The sequence below is a fragment of the Halovibrio sp. HP20-59 genome, from assembly GCF_033052795.2.
Lineage (GTDB): Bacteria > Pseudomonadota > Gammaproteobacteria > Pseudomonadales > Halomonadaceae > Vreelandella.
The window spans coordinates 1-15,381 of the sequence record NZ_JAWJUW020000026.1; the positions used below are offsets into that span (position 1 = coordinate 1).

15 protein-coding genes and 1 tRNA gene are annotated in these 15,381 nt (G+C 52.6%); 6 read left to right on the forward strand and 10 right to left on the reverse strand.

The window, feature by feature from the left end:
* Positions 1–77, reverse strand: a tRNA-Val gene (locus tag RZA33_RS18135).
* A gap of 208 nt (positions 78–285) precedes the next feature.
* On the opposite strand from RZA33_RS18135, the gene RZA33_RS18140 reads away from it, so the two are divergent.
* A complete protein-coding gene (locus RZA33_RS18140) occupies positions 286–1,356 on the forward strand; it encodes an endonuclease/exonuclease/phosphatase family protein (RefSeq protein ID WP_317509119.1) in 1,071 nt (356 codons plus the stop codon).
* Between the two features lie 39 nt (positions 1,357–1,395).
* Here the strand turns inward: RZA33_RS18140 and RZA33_RS18145 are convergent, their stop codons facing one another.
* Positions 1,396–2,772 carry a class II fumarate hydratase gene (locus RZA33_RS18145; RefSeq protein WP_317509121.1) on the reverse strand — a complete coding sequence of 459 codons (1,377 nt, stop codon included), beginning with the start codon at positions 2,770–2,772 and terminating at the stop codon, positions 1,396–1,398.
* A gap of 291 nt (positions 2,773–3,063) precedes the next feature.
* On the opposite strand from RZA33_RS18145, the gene RZA33_RS18150 reads away from it, so the two are divergent.
* Positions 3,064–3,438 (forward strand): phasin family protein, encoded by a 375-nt coding sequence (locus RZA33_RS18150; protein ID WP_317509122.1) that lies wholly within the window; start codon positions 3,064–3,066, stop codon positions 3,436–3,438.
* 73 nt (positions 3,439–3,511) lie between these two features.
* On the opposite strand, the gene hda is transcribed toward RZA33_RS18150, so the two are convergent.
* Complete coding sequence (hda, locus tag RZA33_RS18155; protein WP_317509123.1) at positions 3,512–4,219, reverse strand: DnaA regulatory inactivator Hda; 708 nt, start codon at positions 4,217–4,219, stop codon at positions 3,512–3,514.
* A complete protein-coding gene (locus RZA33_RS18160) occupies positions 4,216–5,346 on the reverse strand; it encodes an AI-2E family transporter (RefSeq protein WP_317509124.1) in 1,131 nt (376 codons plus the stop codon). Before RZA33_RS18160 ends, hda begins: the two co-directional genes overlap by 4 nt.
* A gap of 208 nt (positions 5,347–5,554) precedes the next feature.
* Between RZA33_RS18160 and purM the strand changes: the two genes are divergently transcribed.
* Together purM and purN are read left to right on the forward strand one after the other, a co-directional pair.
* Positions 5,555–6,622 (forward strand): phosphoribosylformylglycinamidine cyclo-ligase, encoded by a 1,068-nt coding sequence (gene purM, locus RZA33_RS18165; protein ID WP_317509125.1) that lies wholly within the window; start codon positions 5,555–5,557, stop codon positions 6,620–6,622.
* Entirely contained in the window at positions 6,619–7,374 is a 756-nt protein-coding gene (gene purN / locus RZA33_RS18170) for a phosphoribosylglycinamide formyltransferase (RefSeq protein ID WP_317509126.1), read from the forward strand. Before purM ends, purN begins: the two co-directional genes overlap by 4 nt.
* A gap of 88 nt (positions 7,375–7,462) precedes the next feature.
* Here purN and dcd read toward each other — a convergent pair whose 3' ends face one another.
* From dcd to cobA, 4 genes are all read right to left on the reverse strand, one after another.
* The gene (gene dcd, locus RZA33_RS18175) at positions 7,463–8,029 is read right to left on the reverse strand and encodes a dCTP deaminase (protein ID WP_317509127.1); all 567 of its coding nucleotides are present in this window, start codon (positions 8,027–8,029) and stop codon (positions 7,463–7,465) included.
* An 11-nt stretch (positions 8,030–8,040) separates the two neighbouring features.
* Positions 8,041–8,841 (reverse strand): iron-sulfur cluster carrier protein ApbC, encoded by an 801-nt coding sequence (gene apbC / locus RZA33_RS18180; RefSeq protein WP_317509128.1) that lies wholly within the window; start codon positions 8,839–8,841, stop codon positions 8,041–8,043.
* Positions 8,842–9,000: 159 nt separating this feature from the next.
* On the reverse strand, positions 9,001–10,212 hold the full coding sequence (locus RZA33_RS18185) for a kinesin (protein WP_317509129.1): 1,212 nt from the start codon (positions 10,210–10,212) through the stop codon (positions 9,001–9,003).
* Positions 10,213–10,362: 150 nt separating this feature from the next.
* A complete protein-coding gene (cobA, locus tag RZA33_RS18190) occupies positions 10,363–11,193 on the reverse strand; it encodes a uroporphyrinogen-III C-methyltransferase (protein WP_317509131.1) in 831 nt (276 codons plus the stop codon).
* A gap of 482 nt (positions 11,194–11,675) precedes the next feature.
* On the opposite strand from cobA, the gene RZA33_RS18195 reads away from it, so the two are divergent.
* On the forward strand, positions 11,676–12,014 hold the full coding sequence (locus tag RZA33_RS18195; RefSeq protein ID WP_317509132.1) for a 4a-hydroxytetrahydrobiopterin dehydratase: 339 nt from the start codon (positions 11,676–11,678) through the stop codon (positions 12,012–12,014).
* Positions 12,015–13,205, forward strand: coding sequence for an amino acid aminotransferase (locus tag RZA33_RS18200; RefSeq protein ID WP_317509133.1), 1,191 nt, complete (start codon positions 12,015–12,017; stop codon positions 13,203–13,205). It begins immediately after the preceding gene.
* Between the two features lie 92 nt (positions 13,206–13,297).
* Here the strand turns inward: RZA33_RS18200 and RZA33_RS18205 are convergent, their stop codons facing one another.
* Both RZA33_RS18205 and RZA33_RS18210 read right to left on the reverse strand, forming a co-directional pair.
* On the reverse strand, positions 13,298–14,638 hold the full coding sequence (locus tag RZA33_RS18205) for an MATE family efflux transporter (RefSeq protein WP_416337886.1): 1,341 nt from the start codon (positions 14,636–14,638) through the stop codon (positions 13,298–13,300).
* Between the two features lie 109 nt (positions 14,639–14,747).
* Positions 14,748–15,347 (reverse strand): YceI family protein, encoded by a 600-nt coding sequence (locus tag RZA33_RS18210; RefSeq protein WP_317509135.1) that lies wholly within the window; start codon positions 15,345–15,347, stop codon positions 14,748–14,750.
* Between the last annotated feature and the right edge of the window lie 34 nt (positions 15,348–15,381).

Sequence of the window (15,381 nt, forward strand, 5' to 3'; positions counted from 1 at the left end):
TGGTAGGACCAGGCGGATTTGAACCGCCGACCTCCACGATGTCAACGTGGCGCTCTAACCAACTGAGCTATGGTCCTGCTGTACTTTTTTCAGGCATGTGCAAGCCAGGCAACGGATGCGTATTTTACGCCCTCGCCCCTGAATTGCAAGCTATTTCCCTGAGCCAGCTTGCTGGTCTGAGCGATTCAAAGATTTCCCATTCGTTCGTTTCATTCGACACTTATATCCCTCTACCGCTAGGCTAAGCACTCAATGGCCTGCGCGTTTTCATAAGGAGAATAAGCCATGCTGGGTATTTTGCTAGGAAGCATCGCCATCGTACTGTTATTGGCTACACTTATCGCGCGCATCGAGCTGCACTGGTGGTTGATCCGCAGCTTTGAATTCCCACGCTTACAGATCGCTTGCCTAGCGCTGATCACCGGGTTAGCCGCGGCTATTTGGGTTGAGCCTGGCCCCTGGCGATGGGTAGCACTGCTTGCCTCGGCTATCAGCTTGCTAGTTCAAAGCTATTATATCCTTCCCTTTACGAAGCTATGGTCTGTTCAGGTTAAGGCGGCAACCAGTAACGACGCCGATAAAACCATTACGCTACTTATTGCCAATGTGCTAACAACAAATCGGCAAGCTCAATCCCTGATTGATATGATTCATCAGCACCAGCCTGACATCGTGCTAACCCTTGAATCAGACCAATGGTGGCAGGATCAGCTAGACCCGGCCTTAACTGAGCGTTGGCCGCATAGCGTTAAAATCCCACTCGACAATCTATACGGCATGCATCTCTACTCGTCACTTGAGCTTCATAACACCTCAGTCGAGTGGCTGATCCAAGACGATATCCCCTCTATTCATACTCGCGTTAAGCTTGCGAACGGCGACACCGTGCGCCTTTATGCCGTACACCCGCGCCCACCCGCCCCTAGCGAAAGTGAAGAATCCCTTTGGCGCGATGCTGAGCTGCTACTGGTGGGTAAAGAAATTCACCAGGACCCTCAACCGACACTGGTGGCTGGGGACCTTAACGATGTGGCCTGGTCACGCACGACACGACTATTTTGTCGTGTCGGCGGCATGCTCGACCCACGCCGCGGGCGGGGCTTATTCAGCACCTTTCATGCCCAATACGCGATGCTGCGCTGGCCCCTTGATCATATCTTTGTGACCGAGCACTTCACGCTCGTGGGCATGCAGCGCCTCGATTATTTTGGCTCGGATCACTTCCCCATGCTGGCGACGTTCTGCTATCGCCCCTCGCGCCAAGACGAACACGAAAACCCTGAAGCCAATACCGAAGAGCATAACGAAGCCAGCGAAACTATTCAGGATGGTAAAACCGAAACCCAGGAAACCTGAACACGAGATGCCTAAGTAGTTAGCTAACCTGACCCCCCGTTATTCGGGAATGCCTCCGTGAGTTAACGCGGTCGGATCCAGCAGCCGCTTGAGCGTCTCCCGGTCGAGATCCGTTTTCTCCTCTGCCACATCGATAATTGGCCGCCCCGCTTGGTAGGCTTCTTTGGCGACGGCGGCGGCGGCGTTGTAGCCAATCACGCCATTTAGCGCCGTTACCAAAATGGGGTTTCTCGCCAGCGGACCTTCCAGATTATCTTCACGCACTTTAAAGGTGGCAATCGCTCGATCCGCCAACAGCCGTGCGGTATTGCTCATCAAGCTAATTGACGAAAGTAGATTGGACGCTACCAACGGCAGCATCACATTCAACTGGAAATTGCCGCTTTGCCCAGCGACGGTTATTGCGCTATCCAGCCCGATGACTTGAGCGGCCGCCTGTGCCGCTGATTCAGGGATAACAGGGTTAACTTTGCCCGGCATAATCGAGCTGCCTGGCTGCAACGCTTCAAGCTCAATCTCGCCTAGCCCCGCCAGTGGCCCTGAATTCATCCAGCGCAGGTCATTGGCAATCTTCATAATCACGCAGGCCAAGCCTTTTAACTGCCCAGAAAGTTCCACCGCGGCATCTTGGGAGGAGAGGCTGGCAAAAAAGCTGTCATTGGGGGTGAACATCAACCCTGTCTGTTCGCTTAACTCTTGGGCGACCTGCTCAGCGAAACCGTTGGGAGCATTAATACCCGTCCCCACGGCCGTTCCCCCCTGGGCTAAACGGCACAGCCTTTTCATAGCGCTATCAAACCGCTCAATGGCTTGGTTCACCTGGCTCGACCAGGCACCTAGTTCTTGATCCATACGCAGCGGCATAGCGTCCATAAGGTGAGTTCGTCCCGTTTTAACCACATGGCTAAGCTCGCTGGCGCGCTGGTCGATAGTATCGCGCAGATGGACAAGCGCTGGGCGCAGGGATTCGTGCACCGCGATGGCAGCCGAAAGGTGAATCGCCGTGGGGATCACATCATTGCTGGACTGGCCCATATTGACGTGGTCGTTCGGCGTCACATTAACGCCCTCACGGCTTGCCAATGTCGCCAACACCTCGTTGACGTTCATATTGGTGGAAGTACCCGACCCCGTCTGAAACACGTCGATGGGAAAGTGTTGGTCGTGCTTACCCGTTAACACATCGCGCGCCGCTTTTTGGATCGCCTCCCCGCGCGCGCTATCAAGCCCTCCTAGCGTTTGATTAGCCCGGGCTGCCGCTAGCTTGATACGCGCGACTGCGTGAATGAAGGCCAGGGGCATAGGCGTATGAGAGACAGGGAAGTTGTTGATTGCCCGTTGGGTCTGCGCACCATAAAGGGCATCAGCAGGCACCTCTAATTCGCCCATGCTGTCGCGTTCCATCCGTGTTGCCATTGCTCTTTCTCCCATCTGTAAGATTAGTAGTGATGCTTATCTGAGCGCATAGCCGATCTATCGTTCGCTAGCTAAAGCTACATCAATTACCTTCAAGCTAGCTGGTTAAGCCATGCGGGTAAACACGCCCTTACCCTACGGACATTCAAATGGCAAAAATCAAATGTTGCACTGCACAAAAACAGTTGCTATGCTGCACCGCAAGATAGCTTGAAAAGCTACTCATTCGATAAGCAGCGCCAACCTGTGGATAGCTGCTTTTGGCAAGACTAAAACCAGGAGGGTATGACGATGCGTACATTAAATACTAACGAAATGAACCAACAGTTTGACAACATGTTTATGGCACCAGTACGTGCTTACATGGCGCTGAGCATTGATTACAGCGAAAAAATGCTCAATGCTCAAATGGATGCCAGCAAAGCTTATGTCGACACCGGCATTGCGCAAATGCGCCAGATGATGGACATTAAAGATCCAGAAGGTCTGCGCAGCTACATGGAAGGCCAGCAGAAAGTGGCTAAAGAGCTAGCTGAGCGTGTTAAGGGCGATACCGACAAAGTCGTATCTTTGCAGCAGGACTTTATCCAGAAAAGCCAGAAACTTACCGAAGACAATGTCAAGCAAGCGCAAACTGCTGCTAGCAAAATGAGCAAAACTGCTTAATCGTTTACTGAAACAGTAAGCGGGTAAGCAAGTCTTATAAACGCCCCTGTTGGCCCTCGCCAACAGGGGCGTTTTACCAACCGAGCGACGACTTCACAAACGGAATAGTCAGCTTTCGCTTGGCAGACAGCGACGCTTTATCCAGGGTTTCCACCGCCCGACACAGTTCAGCTAACTCACGCGGGCCGCGGTGCAATATATAGCGTCCCACATCATCGGGCAGTTGCATGCCTCTCACACTGGCACGTAACTTCAGAGCCGCCAAGCGCTCATCGTCGTCCTCTAATGCGTTAACGTGGAAGGTAACGCCCCAGGTCAATCGTGAGGCTAAATCGGGGAGCACCACATTTAACTGACGCGGGGAGGCACTGGCCGCAATCAGCAATTTTTTGCCTGCATCCCTTAGTCGATTAAAGGCATGGAACAGCGCCTCTTCCCAACGTTTACGGCCAATCACGCACTCCAAATCATCGATAGCCACAATATCCAAGCGCTCAATATCTTCAAGCATCAAGGGTGGAAAGTGGCCTAAGTCGTTTAACGGTAAGTAAAGGGCACGCCTATCCGCGTCTGACGCTGCATGACAGGCGGCCTGTAGCAAATGGCTGCGCCCAACACCTGGCGCTCCCCAGATATACACAAACTGCTCACCCTCTGGCTTTAACTGCTGAATGAGGTGCTCGACCAGAGGCGCATTGGTTCGCGCTACATAATAATTATCAAAGGTTGCATCATCACGCAGCCCTATCCCCAAGGGAAGCTGTGCCGGTATGCGGCTCATGGTGACTCCCGTTCATCACGCGGTCCCAGCTCATCATGGTGCGAAGAACTGACCTCAATTATTGCCGACGGCTTGTCGGTATTTTTATCGTCGTATAGCTCGCTGTCTTGGTAGCGAGCTTTTACTTCCTTTAGTAGAACAAGAATCACCGCAGCGACCGGCAAGGCTAATAATACCCCTGTCAGCCCAAATAGGCTGCCTCCTGCAAGCACGGCAAAAATAACCGCGACCGGGTGCAAACCAATCTTGTCACCGAGCAATTTAGGCTGAAGGATCACGCTCTCTGCCATTTGACCAATACTAAACACCACGATAACGCCTAACACGGCCCACCAAGTAGCGTACTGGAAGAGCGCGACCACCAGGGCAATGACTAAACCAACAATAAAGCCTAAGAACGGCACGATACTTACCAACCCCGACACAAAGCCAATCAATAGGCCAAAATTAAGCCCCATCAGCGTTAAGCCCAGCGCATAAATCACCCCTAAGCAGAGCATGACCAGCAGCTGACCACGTAGAAACGAGGACAGCACTTCATCACACCGACGCGCTAAGCGATAAGTATCGTCGGCCCACTGGCGTGGCACAAGATTAGCAATATTGGTCAACAGGCGATCCCAGTCCAAGAGCAAATAAAAGGTGACGACAGGAATCAACGCCACGTAGGTAATCCACGATACAAAAGCCATGCCTGAACGGCCAATTTGCCCCAGCGCCTGGGCTAAGTAACCACCAGCATCCCGCCAGTTTTCCACCAGCGTTTCGCGAGCATTGGTTAACTCAGCCGTTAAGTCATAGCCTGTCCACTCTTGCACTTGAGGGGCGAGAACGCTTTCCACCCAATTGAAGATACTTGGAATGGCCTCGCCCAACTGTTTAAGCTGTTGGACGAGCAGCGGGATTAATATCAGTAGGCTCACCACCAGCACGACTAGCAAAACTAAAAATACACTACTGACTGCCACCGGCCGGTTCATACCCCAGCGCTGAAAACGATTAGCTAGTGGATCGGCTAAATAAGCAAGAATCATCCCGGCGATAAAAGGCATCAATACCGCATCTAGCAAAAAGATCAAACCGCCTATTACGCCTAAAAAAAGGACGCCCCACCAAGAATTCCGCATAGATATCTCTCATCCTTAAATTAAATCTGCACACTAACATTGTCGCCTACTATGCCGGATATACGCGAAAGTCGCTTGTAAGCTTTGCATTATGCGTGACGGCGGTGCGGCATCGGCCGCTGAGTGTTACAATCCGCCCCAGTTATTGCCCAGCACTGGCCATGTCGCCAGCACTACCAGCACCGTTATTAGTTTCACAGGATCTGTCATGACCGAGACCTCCTCTTCTTCGGCTACTCCTTCCCTCAGCTATAAGGATGCAGGCGTCGATATTGATGCCGGTAACGCCTTGGTTGACCGCATCAAACACGTTGCCAAACGCACTATGCGCCCCGAAGTAATGGGCGGACTAGGCGGATTTGGCGCACTATGCGAAATACCGGCAGGTTATCGCCACCCCGTACTTGTTTCGGGTACTGACGGCGTCGGCACTAAGCTGCGCTTAGCCATGGATCTTGGTAAACACGACACCATTGGGATTGATTTAGTCGCCATGTGCGTTAACGATCTGATCGTTGCTGGTGCTGAACCGCTGCAATTTCTTGACTACTATGCCACGGGTAAGCTCGATGTGGATATTGCTGCTGACGTTGTCACCGGCATTGGCGCCGGTTGCGAGCTAGCTGGCTGCGCGTTAGTGGGAGGCGAGACTGCCGAAATGCCGGGCATGTACGCTGGTAGCGATTATGATCTGGCTGGCTTTTGTGTGGGTGTCGTTGAAAAAGCCGACATTTTAGATGGTAGCAAGGTGGCTGAGGGCGATGTCTTATTAGGGCTTGCCTCATCAGGACCGCACTCCAACGGTTACTCGTTGATTCGTAAAATTCTTGAGGTCAGCAATACCCCTTTAGACACCCAATTCGACGGCGGCACCCTCGCCGATGCGCTGATGGCGCCGACCAGAATCTATGTCAAATCGCTACTCTCACTAATGCGCAATAGCGATATTGATGTTCACGCGCTATCGCATATCACCGGTGGCGGGCTGCTGGAAAACATCCCCCGCGTACTCCCCGACGGCCTTGCAGCGCACATTGATATTAACAGCTGGACGCGGCCAGCCATCTTTGACTGGCTGCAAGCCCACGGCAACGTTAATGAAACCGAAATGCACCGCGTACTTAACTGCGGTATTGGTATGGTCGTTGTAGTGCCGCAAACTCAAGCAGGGCAAGCCATCGCTCACCTGCAAGGCGAGGGGGAAACCGTTTACCACCTTGGCCAGATTATTAAGCGCCAAGAGGACGCCGTTATTCTGGAGAACCTCTCGGCATGACCAATACCGACTATCAAAGCGATACCATCAAGGACGTAACGCCGGAGCCTCTCGGGGCTCGCCGTATCGTGGTGCTTATTTCCGGTAACGGCAGCAATCTGCAGGCGCTGATTGATGCTCAGTCCCACGACCGTTTAGGCGGCGGTGAAATTGTCGCGGTGATTTCCAATGTCGCTGACGCCTATGGCTTGAAGCGCGCCCATGACGCCGGCATTGATGCGGTCGCTCTGCCCCATCGGGAATATGATAGCCGCGAGGCATACGACGGTGCGCTGATCAAAGTCATTGAACGCCATGAGCCCGATATGATTGTGCTGGCAGGCTTTATGCGTATTTTGACGCCTCGCTTTGTGCAACGCTTCTTAGGCCGCATGCTGAATATTCACCCTTCGCTGCTGCCCGAATACCAAGGGCTCCACACTCACGCCCGCGCCCTGGCTGACAGCGTCACCAGCCATGGCTGTAGCGTTCACTTTGTGACTGAGGAGCTAGACGGTGGCCCGGTAGTACTGCAAGCTGAGCTACAGGTAAGCGACGACGACACGGTGGATACACTGCAAGAAAAAGTCCGTGCTAGAGAGCACCTGATTTACCCGATCGCGGTTCAGTGGTTTTTGGAGGGTCGGCTGCAGTTCACCCCGGACGGCGCAAAAATGGATGGCCATTTGCTGCCTGATCACGGCATGCGGCTTTCCCACGCCGATGCCGCTGAAGAACTTGATGAAGAGTTCGACGAAGAGTCGCAAGACTGACATTACGCATTTAGCTAAAGTACTAAGATCGCCTTACGGTTTTGAAACCGTAAGGCGTTTTTTTATAGTCACACAGCGCAGGCTAAGGTTAAGTACAAGGCAAGGTAACGCCGCGCTGGCCCATATACTTCCCGCCGCGGTCTTTGTACGACGTTTCGCACACCTCATCAGACTCTAAGAACAGCATCTGAGCAACGCCCTCATGGGCGTAAATTTTCGCCGGCAGATTGGTGGTATTGGAGAATTCCAGGGTCACGTGACCTTCCCATTCAGGCTCCAGTGGCGTCACGTTAACGATAATGCCACAACGCGCGTAGGTCGACTTGCCCAAGCAAATGGTCAACACGTTACGAGGAATGCGAAAATATTCCACCGTTCGCGCCAGCGCGAATGAGTTGGGCGGAATAATACACATATCGCCTTTGATATCGACGAAGCTTTTAGCATCAAAGGCTTTAGGATCAACAATCGCCGAGTGAATATTAGTAAAAACTTTAAACTCATCCGCACAACGAACGTCGTAGCCATAGCTTGAAGTACCGTAGGAAATAACGCGCTGACCGTTCATATAGCGCACTTGTTCGGCTTCAAACGGTTCGATCATCGCGTCGCTTTTTGCCATGCGGCGAATCCAATTATCAGATTTGATACTCATCTATGCTGTCATCACTCGCTAAAGGAAATAGTGGGCCCATCGCCTTGGTTGGCGCTTACCGCCTCGGCTACTTTTTGGGCAATACTAGCAAATGTTTGGCTAACGGCCCCGTCCGGTTCAGACACCACACTCGGTTGACCTGAGTCCGTCAGTTCACGAATAGAAAGCGTCAACGGCAGTCGGCCCAGCACTTGGGTGTCGTACTCTTGGGCGATACTATCCCCGCCTCCAGTACCAAAAATAGCCGCTTCATGGCCGCAGCTTTCACAGTGGTAAAGGCTCATGTTTTCCACCACGCCAAGCACCGGCACCTTGACCTTGCGGAACATCTCGATCCCTTTGCGCGCATCTAAAAGCGCAATATCTTGCGGCGTGGTCACAATCACCGCCCCGGCCACCGGCACCTTTTGGGCCAGCGTTAGTTGGATATCCCCGGTGCCAGGAGGCATGTCGATCAGCAGAAAATCGAGGTTATCCCACTGGGTTTGCGTCAACATCTGCTGGAAGGCACCGACAACCATTGGCCCGCGCCATACCATGGCTTCGCGTGTATTGACCATAAACGCCATCGACATGGCCTGAATGCCATGGGCCTCAAGCGGCAGGAACTTATCATTGCCCGCGGACTGGGGGCGCACACCTTCTTTGACGCCAAGCATTTGCGCTTGGCTGGGCCCGTAAATATCCGCATCAAGAACACCGACGCGGTACCCTTGTGCCGACAGTGCTAGCGCCAGGTTGACGGTAACGGTGGATTTACCCACGCCGCCTTTACCTGAAGCCACTGCGATAATATGTTTAACCCCATCCATTCAATGGCACTCCTCGTTTAGGCGCTTGATCTGAATTAACGTGATATGAATGATACGCCTCGCGACCGCAATCATAAACCAACAACAAGAGAGCGGATGCCGAGTAACCGACATCCGCTCTCCACCTGTTGCTATCAGGCGCTAACGCTGGCTCGCTATTTAGCCTTCGTTTTGCTGCTCTGCTTCACTGCCACCGTTGCTATCATTGGCACTTTCATCTCCATTTCCAGACGCCCCCTCCTCTGAAGAGCCGTTATCTGAAGAACTTTCACCTGAAGAGCCACTATCTGAAGAACTGCCTTGTGAAGCACTGCCTTGAGAAGAGGAAGTGGCTTCGCTGGCAGATTGTTCAGCCTCGGCCATGCGGCTGTCTAGAATGGAAAGCTCATCGCGCCACTCGTTTAACTGGCCTTCTAAACGCTCCAGCTGATTTTCACGCTCTTCAATGTCGTTCTCAACGCTCGCCATTTCCTCGCGGCCAATTTCAAGGGCGACTCTGACATCATCGATTTCAGAACGCACATCACTCAAGTTTTGCTCTTCCTCTTCACGTTGAGAAGTCAACGCGTCTACTTCGTTTTGCAGTTCATCGCGTTCGCTGATAAGCGAGTCACGCTCACTTCTAACCTCATCAAGCTCGCCCTGGGCGGTCGAAATTTCTTCTTCCAGGCCGCTCAACTCTTCGTTAGCTTGGCTAATTTGCTCTTCTAACTCAGCCAGCTCATCTTGGGTAGCACTCAGCTCTTCAACCGCTTGCTGACGCTGCTGCTCGGCTTCCTGACGGGCGGCTTCCGCTTCTTGACGAGCATCCTGAGCACTCTGTTGCGCTTCCTCTACCTGCTGCAGCGTGCTTTCTGCTTCATCACGCTCGCTAACAATGGCGTCACGCTCTTCGCGCAACTCAGACATATTGCTCTCAGCGCTCTCCAGCTGTTCGTTGAGGGACGCCACTTCTTCTTCCAGCGCAGCTCGCTCGGCCTCAAGCTCCTCAAGACGCGACTCTACAGAGCTGGCATCACTCTCGGTGCTTTCGAGCGAGGACTCCGCTTCTTCACGCTGCTCCTCTAATGCTGCCGTTTCTTCCTGTAGTGCAGCTAAATTTTCCTCGGCCTCTTCAATTTCCGCAATGCGCTGGCTCATTTGGCTATTTTCTTGCTCGGTGCTCGCCAGTTGCTCTTCTAAATCGGCGACGCGTTCCTGGCGCGATCCAGCGTTAGATTGAGCCATGATCGCCCAGATAACCGCTATGGCTGCAATGCCGGCAATGGCTTTTACCCGGTTGTCTTGGAAGAGCGTTTTCATATCAGACTTTTTCGCCGGTTCCGGCTTGTTATCAGGTGACTGGTTATCCGAGTGGTTTGCTTCCGACATTGTGCTTTCCTCTTTGCTCTAAGCTAACGAGTGTTTAGGCTAACGATGATTGATTCCCTTATAAGCATACACAGCTCAACATATCTAGCTAGTTTGTTCATTAAACTGTATATGAATGTTGCTGCATAGTTACCATCCAAGCACAAACAGTTAATCATTCCTAGTGGGCAGGGGATGTTTGCCTTCATGGAAACCTGAGGCACGTCCATTCTGGGCATCAAACCAGTCAAGTGTTGTATGCAGCGATACTACGCTCCCCACTATTAATAGCGTAGGCGGTTTAATCAGCCCCGCCAAGAAAGCCGCTGGCAGCGCCGAAAGCATACCGGTATGCGTTTGCTGTTGCCTTGTCGTACCTTGTTCAATCAAGGCCAGCGGGGTTTCAGGTGCTAAACCGTGCTGAATGAGCGCATGGGTAATCACCTCAACGCTGCTTAGGCCCATATAAAACACCAATGTTTGGCCCGGTCGTGCTAGCGCGTCCCAATCCAGCGCATACTCCCCCTGCTGCAAATGGCCGGTGATAAAGCGAACTGACTGGGCATGATCGCGATGCGTCAAAGGGATGCCCGCGTAGGCGGCACACCCCGATGCGGCGGTTACCCCTGGGATCACCTCCACGCTAACCTGGGCCGCCACCAACGCTTCAAGCTCTTCTCCCCCACGGCCAAAGATAAACGGATCACCACCCTTGAGACGGACAACGTGCTTGCCCTGTTTTGCCCACGTTACTAACGCTTGATTTATACCCTCCTGGGGGACGCTGTGTAGTGAACGCGCTTTACCCACATAGAAACGCTGCGCGTTGGCGGGTATAAAGGCAACGATTTCATCGCTCACTAAACGGTCATAAAGCACTACCTCAGCGGCTTGAAGGCGTTTATAAGCTTTTAGTGTCAATAATTCTGGGTCGCCTGGCCCTGCCCCCACCAAACTGACGAAACCCTGCAACCGAGTGTTCTGCTCGCGTCCTGCTGCCAAGAAATCACCTCAAGGAATAAAAATAGGATTCTATATATAAAAAAGTAATTAATTTTATCATTAATTTCCAGCAGCACAGCGCCTGCCGGTGAGATTTACAACGAAATAAATAATCAAATGGAAATATCACTATTCTAAAAAGATATTGACATATTGGGAGATTCACGTGTGCACGTGAACGATATAGACGTAGCGCAAAGCGTTAGAGCCGACCATTTTATCCCATAGGTCCACAGCGCCATTTTCCAGTTTCACTGCGCGAAAAACGGCCGTATGCACTTCCCTTATTTAGAAAGCGGGGGCAAAGCACGCCAGCATATTGACCGCGACCAACTCGCTCACAATGCTGAATATCACTGTGGTGAGCCATTGACCTGCCTCATTGAACGCGCTGATCAAGCGCTTTATAACGCTAAAGATGTTGATCGTGACCGTGTATGCCTTCTACGCTAAAGACACGTTAAAGTAACAGGAGAATACAGATGACAAAGCTTGCCGAACACGCCTGCGAACCATGCAGCAAAAATGCGCAACCGTTAAGCAAAGATGAAGCTCAAGAGCAGCTAAAAAGCCTCAGCCAGTGGCAGATTGTCGAGCACGATGGCATCATGAAGCTGTCGCGAAGTTTTACGTTTTCTGACTTTGCCAGTGCACTGGCTTTTACCCAGCGCGTTGGCGAGGTTGCAGAACAGGCAGGTCACCATCCGGTAATCACCACCGAATGGGGTAAAGCCACCGTCACGTGGTGGTCCCATGCGATACAAGGCCTGCATGACAATGACTTCATTCTTGCCGCCAGAACCGACGAGGTAGTCGAATAAATGTTTGAGCACATTGAGCGAGTCCCAGGGGATGCCATTCTCGGGTTAATCGAAGCTTTCAAAAAAGATACTAATCCGCAAAAGGTGGATTTAGGCGTTGGTGTTTATCGCGATACGCAAGGCAACACGCCGATAATGCGCGCCGTTAAGGAAGCAGAAGCTCGCCTGCTCAAGAATGAAACCACGAAAACTTATATTGGCTCGCATGGCTCACCCAGCTATGGCGAAGTCATCCTTCCCATGGTGTTCGGCGCTCAGTCATCGGTATTGAAAGCCAACCGAGCTAGCGCTACTCAGTCACCTGGAGGCACCGGTGCGTTGCGGTTAGCCGCTGACTTTATCGCTTCGCAATTTCCAGACAAAGGTATTTGGGTGAGCGATCCGACGTGGCCGAACCACCACGGGATTTTCACGTCAGCGGGTATTGAGCTGCATAAATATCCTTATGTGGATCCTGATAACCGTCTTGATTTTGACGGTATGCGGGCAGCGCTTAATACGATCCCAACGGGTGATGTCGTTGTGCTGCACGCCTGCTGCCACAACCCAACCGGGTTCGACCTGTCCCACGATCAGTGGCAGGAAGTATTAGAGATTGTCCAAGAGCGTCAGCTACTACCGCTAATCGACTTCGCTTACCAAGGCTTTGGCGAAGGCTTGGATGAAGATGCCTACGGCGTGCGCTTGCTTGCCGAGAATCTCGACGAAGCCATTATCACCAGCTCTTGCTCGAAAAACTTCGGCATTTATTGCGAACGTACCGGCTGCCTAATCATGGTGGCGAAAGACAACGAGCAGATGGAGAACATCCGCTCGCAAATAGCTATCGTTGCGCGGGAAAACTACTCAAATCCGCCGGCTCACGGCGGTGCGATTGTTAGCGAGATTCTTCACAACGCCGAACTTACCGAGCTGTGGCGCGAAGAACTTACCGAGATGCGCGATCGCATCAATACCCTGCGTCGTGACTTCGTAGAGGCGCTCAAGCCTTATGGGCTAGACGAAAAATATGCCTGCGTGGCGGAGCAGCGCGGCATGTTTTCCTACACTGGTTTAACGCCAGAGCAGGTAGACCGCCTACGCGATGAGTTTGGTATTTACATGGTGCGCTCGGGTCGCGCCAACGTGGCAGGCTTCTCGCATGAGAACCTTCCCTACCTTGCCAAAGCAATTGCCGCCGTCAATGACTAACCACTACGCCATCCCTGCTTAAAGACAAACGCCCAGGTAGGTACTATCTGGGCGTTTTGCTGTGCCTGAGCGTTTGTCAAAGGTATGAGCAGCTATGTTGAGTTGGCATATCCCGCCTGCCGATGCGGGCGAGAAAGAATGCGTCGCATAACTTGCCAAGCCATCAAGCCCGCCAACAGGTTTCCAATGGCGGCACCCGCCGCCACTCCCCACCAGCCGAAGAACTGCGACCCTAGCCACAGGCAAGGTAAATAGCAGATAAACAGTCGCGCACTGGAAAGCAACATGGCACGTAGTGGCCAACCCAAAGCATTTCCCGCTGAGACCACTAACATGCAAATCCCCAGGGCGGCATAGCTGGGCAGTAGAAAGCGAATGAGCAACGTCAGCTCGCTTTGCACATCAGGGTTTCCGGCTAGCGCTAGCGCCAGCCAAGGCGCACCCGCAGCAAGCACAATGCCTAGGCTAAGTTGCCACACCAGCGCAACCTTAATGGCCAAGCCCATAAGTTGGTGTATTTGTTCCCAATCACCGGCCCCATAGCAGCGCCCAAGCCAGGGTGGCAGCGACATGGTCATTGCCAAGATAACCATTAGCGAGAGCGTTTCTAAACGGCTCGCCAACCCCCAAGCCGCCACTTCGCTTTCCCCCAGCCCTGCCACTACGGAAATAGCCAGCATCGCCGCCAACGGCGGCATCAGTTGGCTCACCATGGCGGGAGCGGCAATCCCCGTAAACGGCCGCCATGACTGTTTTGCTTCCAGCCATAGCCCATGCTGAGAAGCCCACCGACGCCGGGCTAATTTATAACTGGTAACCGATAGCCCGACTGCAAACGCAATCGCGGTTGCCCATGCGGCCCCTGGCAGCCCCCAGCCTTGCCAATCACCCAGGCCAAAAATAAACAACGGGTCCAGCACTAAGTTAATGAGGCTGCTGAGCACCATTATTTTACCCGGCAACTTGGTATCACCGTGGGCGCGAAAAACGCTATACGTAAAATACAGCATTGCCCCTAGCCAGGCCGAAAATAGCTGAGGCGCCCAATAAGCACGAATATAGCCAAGCGTTGTGTCATCAGCCCCGAGCAGTTGAAAGATGGACACATGAAACGCCCATAATGCGATCGCCAGTAGGCCTATCACTCCACCGCCCGTCATTAACACCAAGCTGCTTAAGCGCGTGGCTCGCTCGCTTTCACCCGCACCTAATGCCCGGGAAATAAGTGCGGCAATCGCAATCCCCATGCCTACCTGAATGCCAATAATCAAAAATGAGATCGGGAAGGTGAACGACTGCGCCGCCAGCGGCGCGGTCCCTAAGCGGGCTATAAAAGCGCTATCAACAAGTTGAAAACCCAATAACGCCAGAACCCCGATGGCCATAGGCCACGTTTGGCGCCATAGGGTTATCGCCAACTCTCTTTGGTGCATGACAGCTGCCAAACACTCTCTCCTTATTTCAACGTGTTAGTCATTGATTAGTTTAACGTAAAACGCCACCACCCCTTACAGGGCGGTGGCGCAATGACAGCGCTAACGTTTACTGACGAATGCCTTCAAACGTTACGTAAAGCTCTAGCTGATGCATGACTTCAGGGAAGTCGCTCATATCAATACCGTAGTCGCTCAAGGTTAGCATGGTGCTACCCTCGAAACCGGCGCGGTAATTGCCCCAAGGATCATCGCCCTCACCCATCAGCGTCACCGGCATCTCAATTTCTTGGGTCTCACCATGTAGGCTCAGATCACCCGTCAGTACGCCTTCATTGTCGCCCGTGGCTTCAAAGCCTGTCGAGGTAAACGTGGCAGTCGGATATTCACTGGCGTGTAGGAAATCATCGCTTAAAATATGACGATCACGCTCGGCGTGATTGCTATTCAGGCTATCAATCTGTACTTCGATTTCCGCTGAGGAGGCCCCTAAATCATCAGGATCATAAGCGAATTGGCCACCAAATTCTTCAAAGCTACCTAAAATGTACGAAAAACCCAGGTGACTAATTTTAAATTGAACGAAGGCGTGCTGACCTTCAGTATCAATTTGATAGTCAGCTGCCTGCGCCTGGCTCAACGGTACCAGCGCGGCGGCGGCAACAGCAGCTGCGAATGCGGTCTTTTTAAACCCGATCGTTTTAGACATCGTTAATGGCTCCTTTCTTTTCTTGATAAGCACC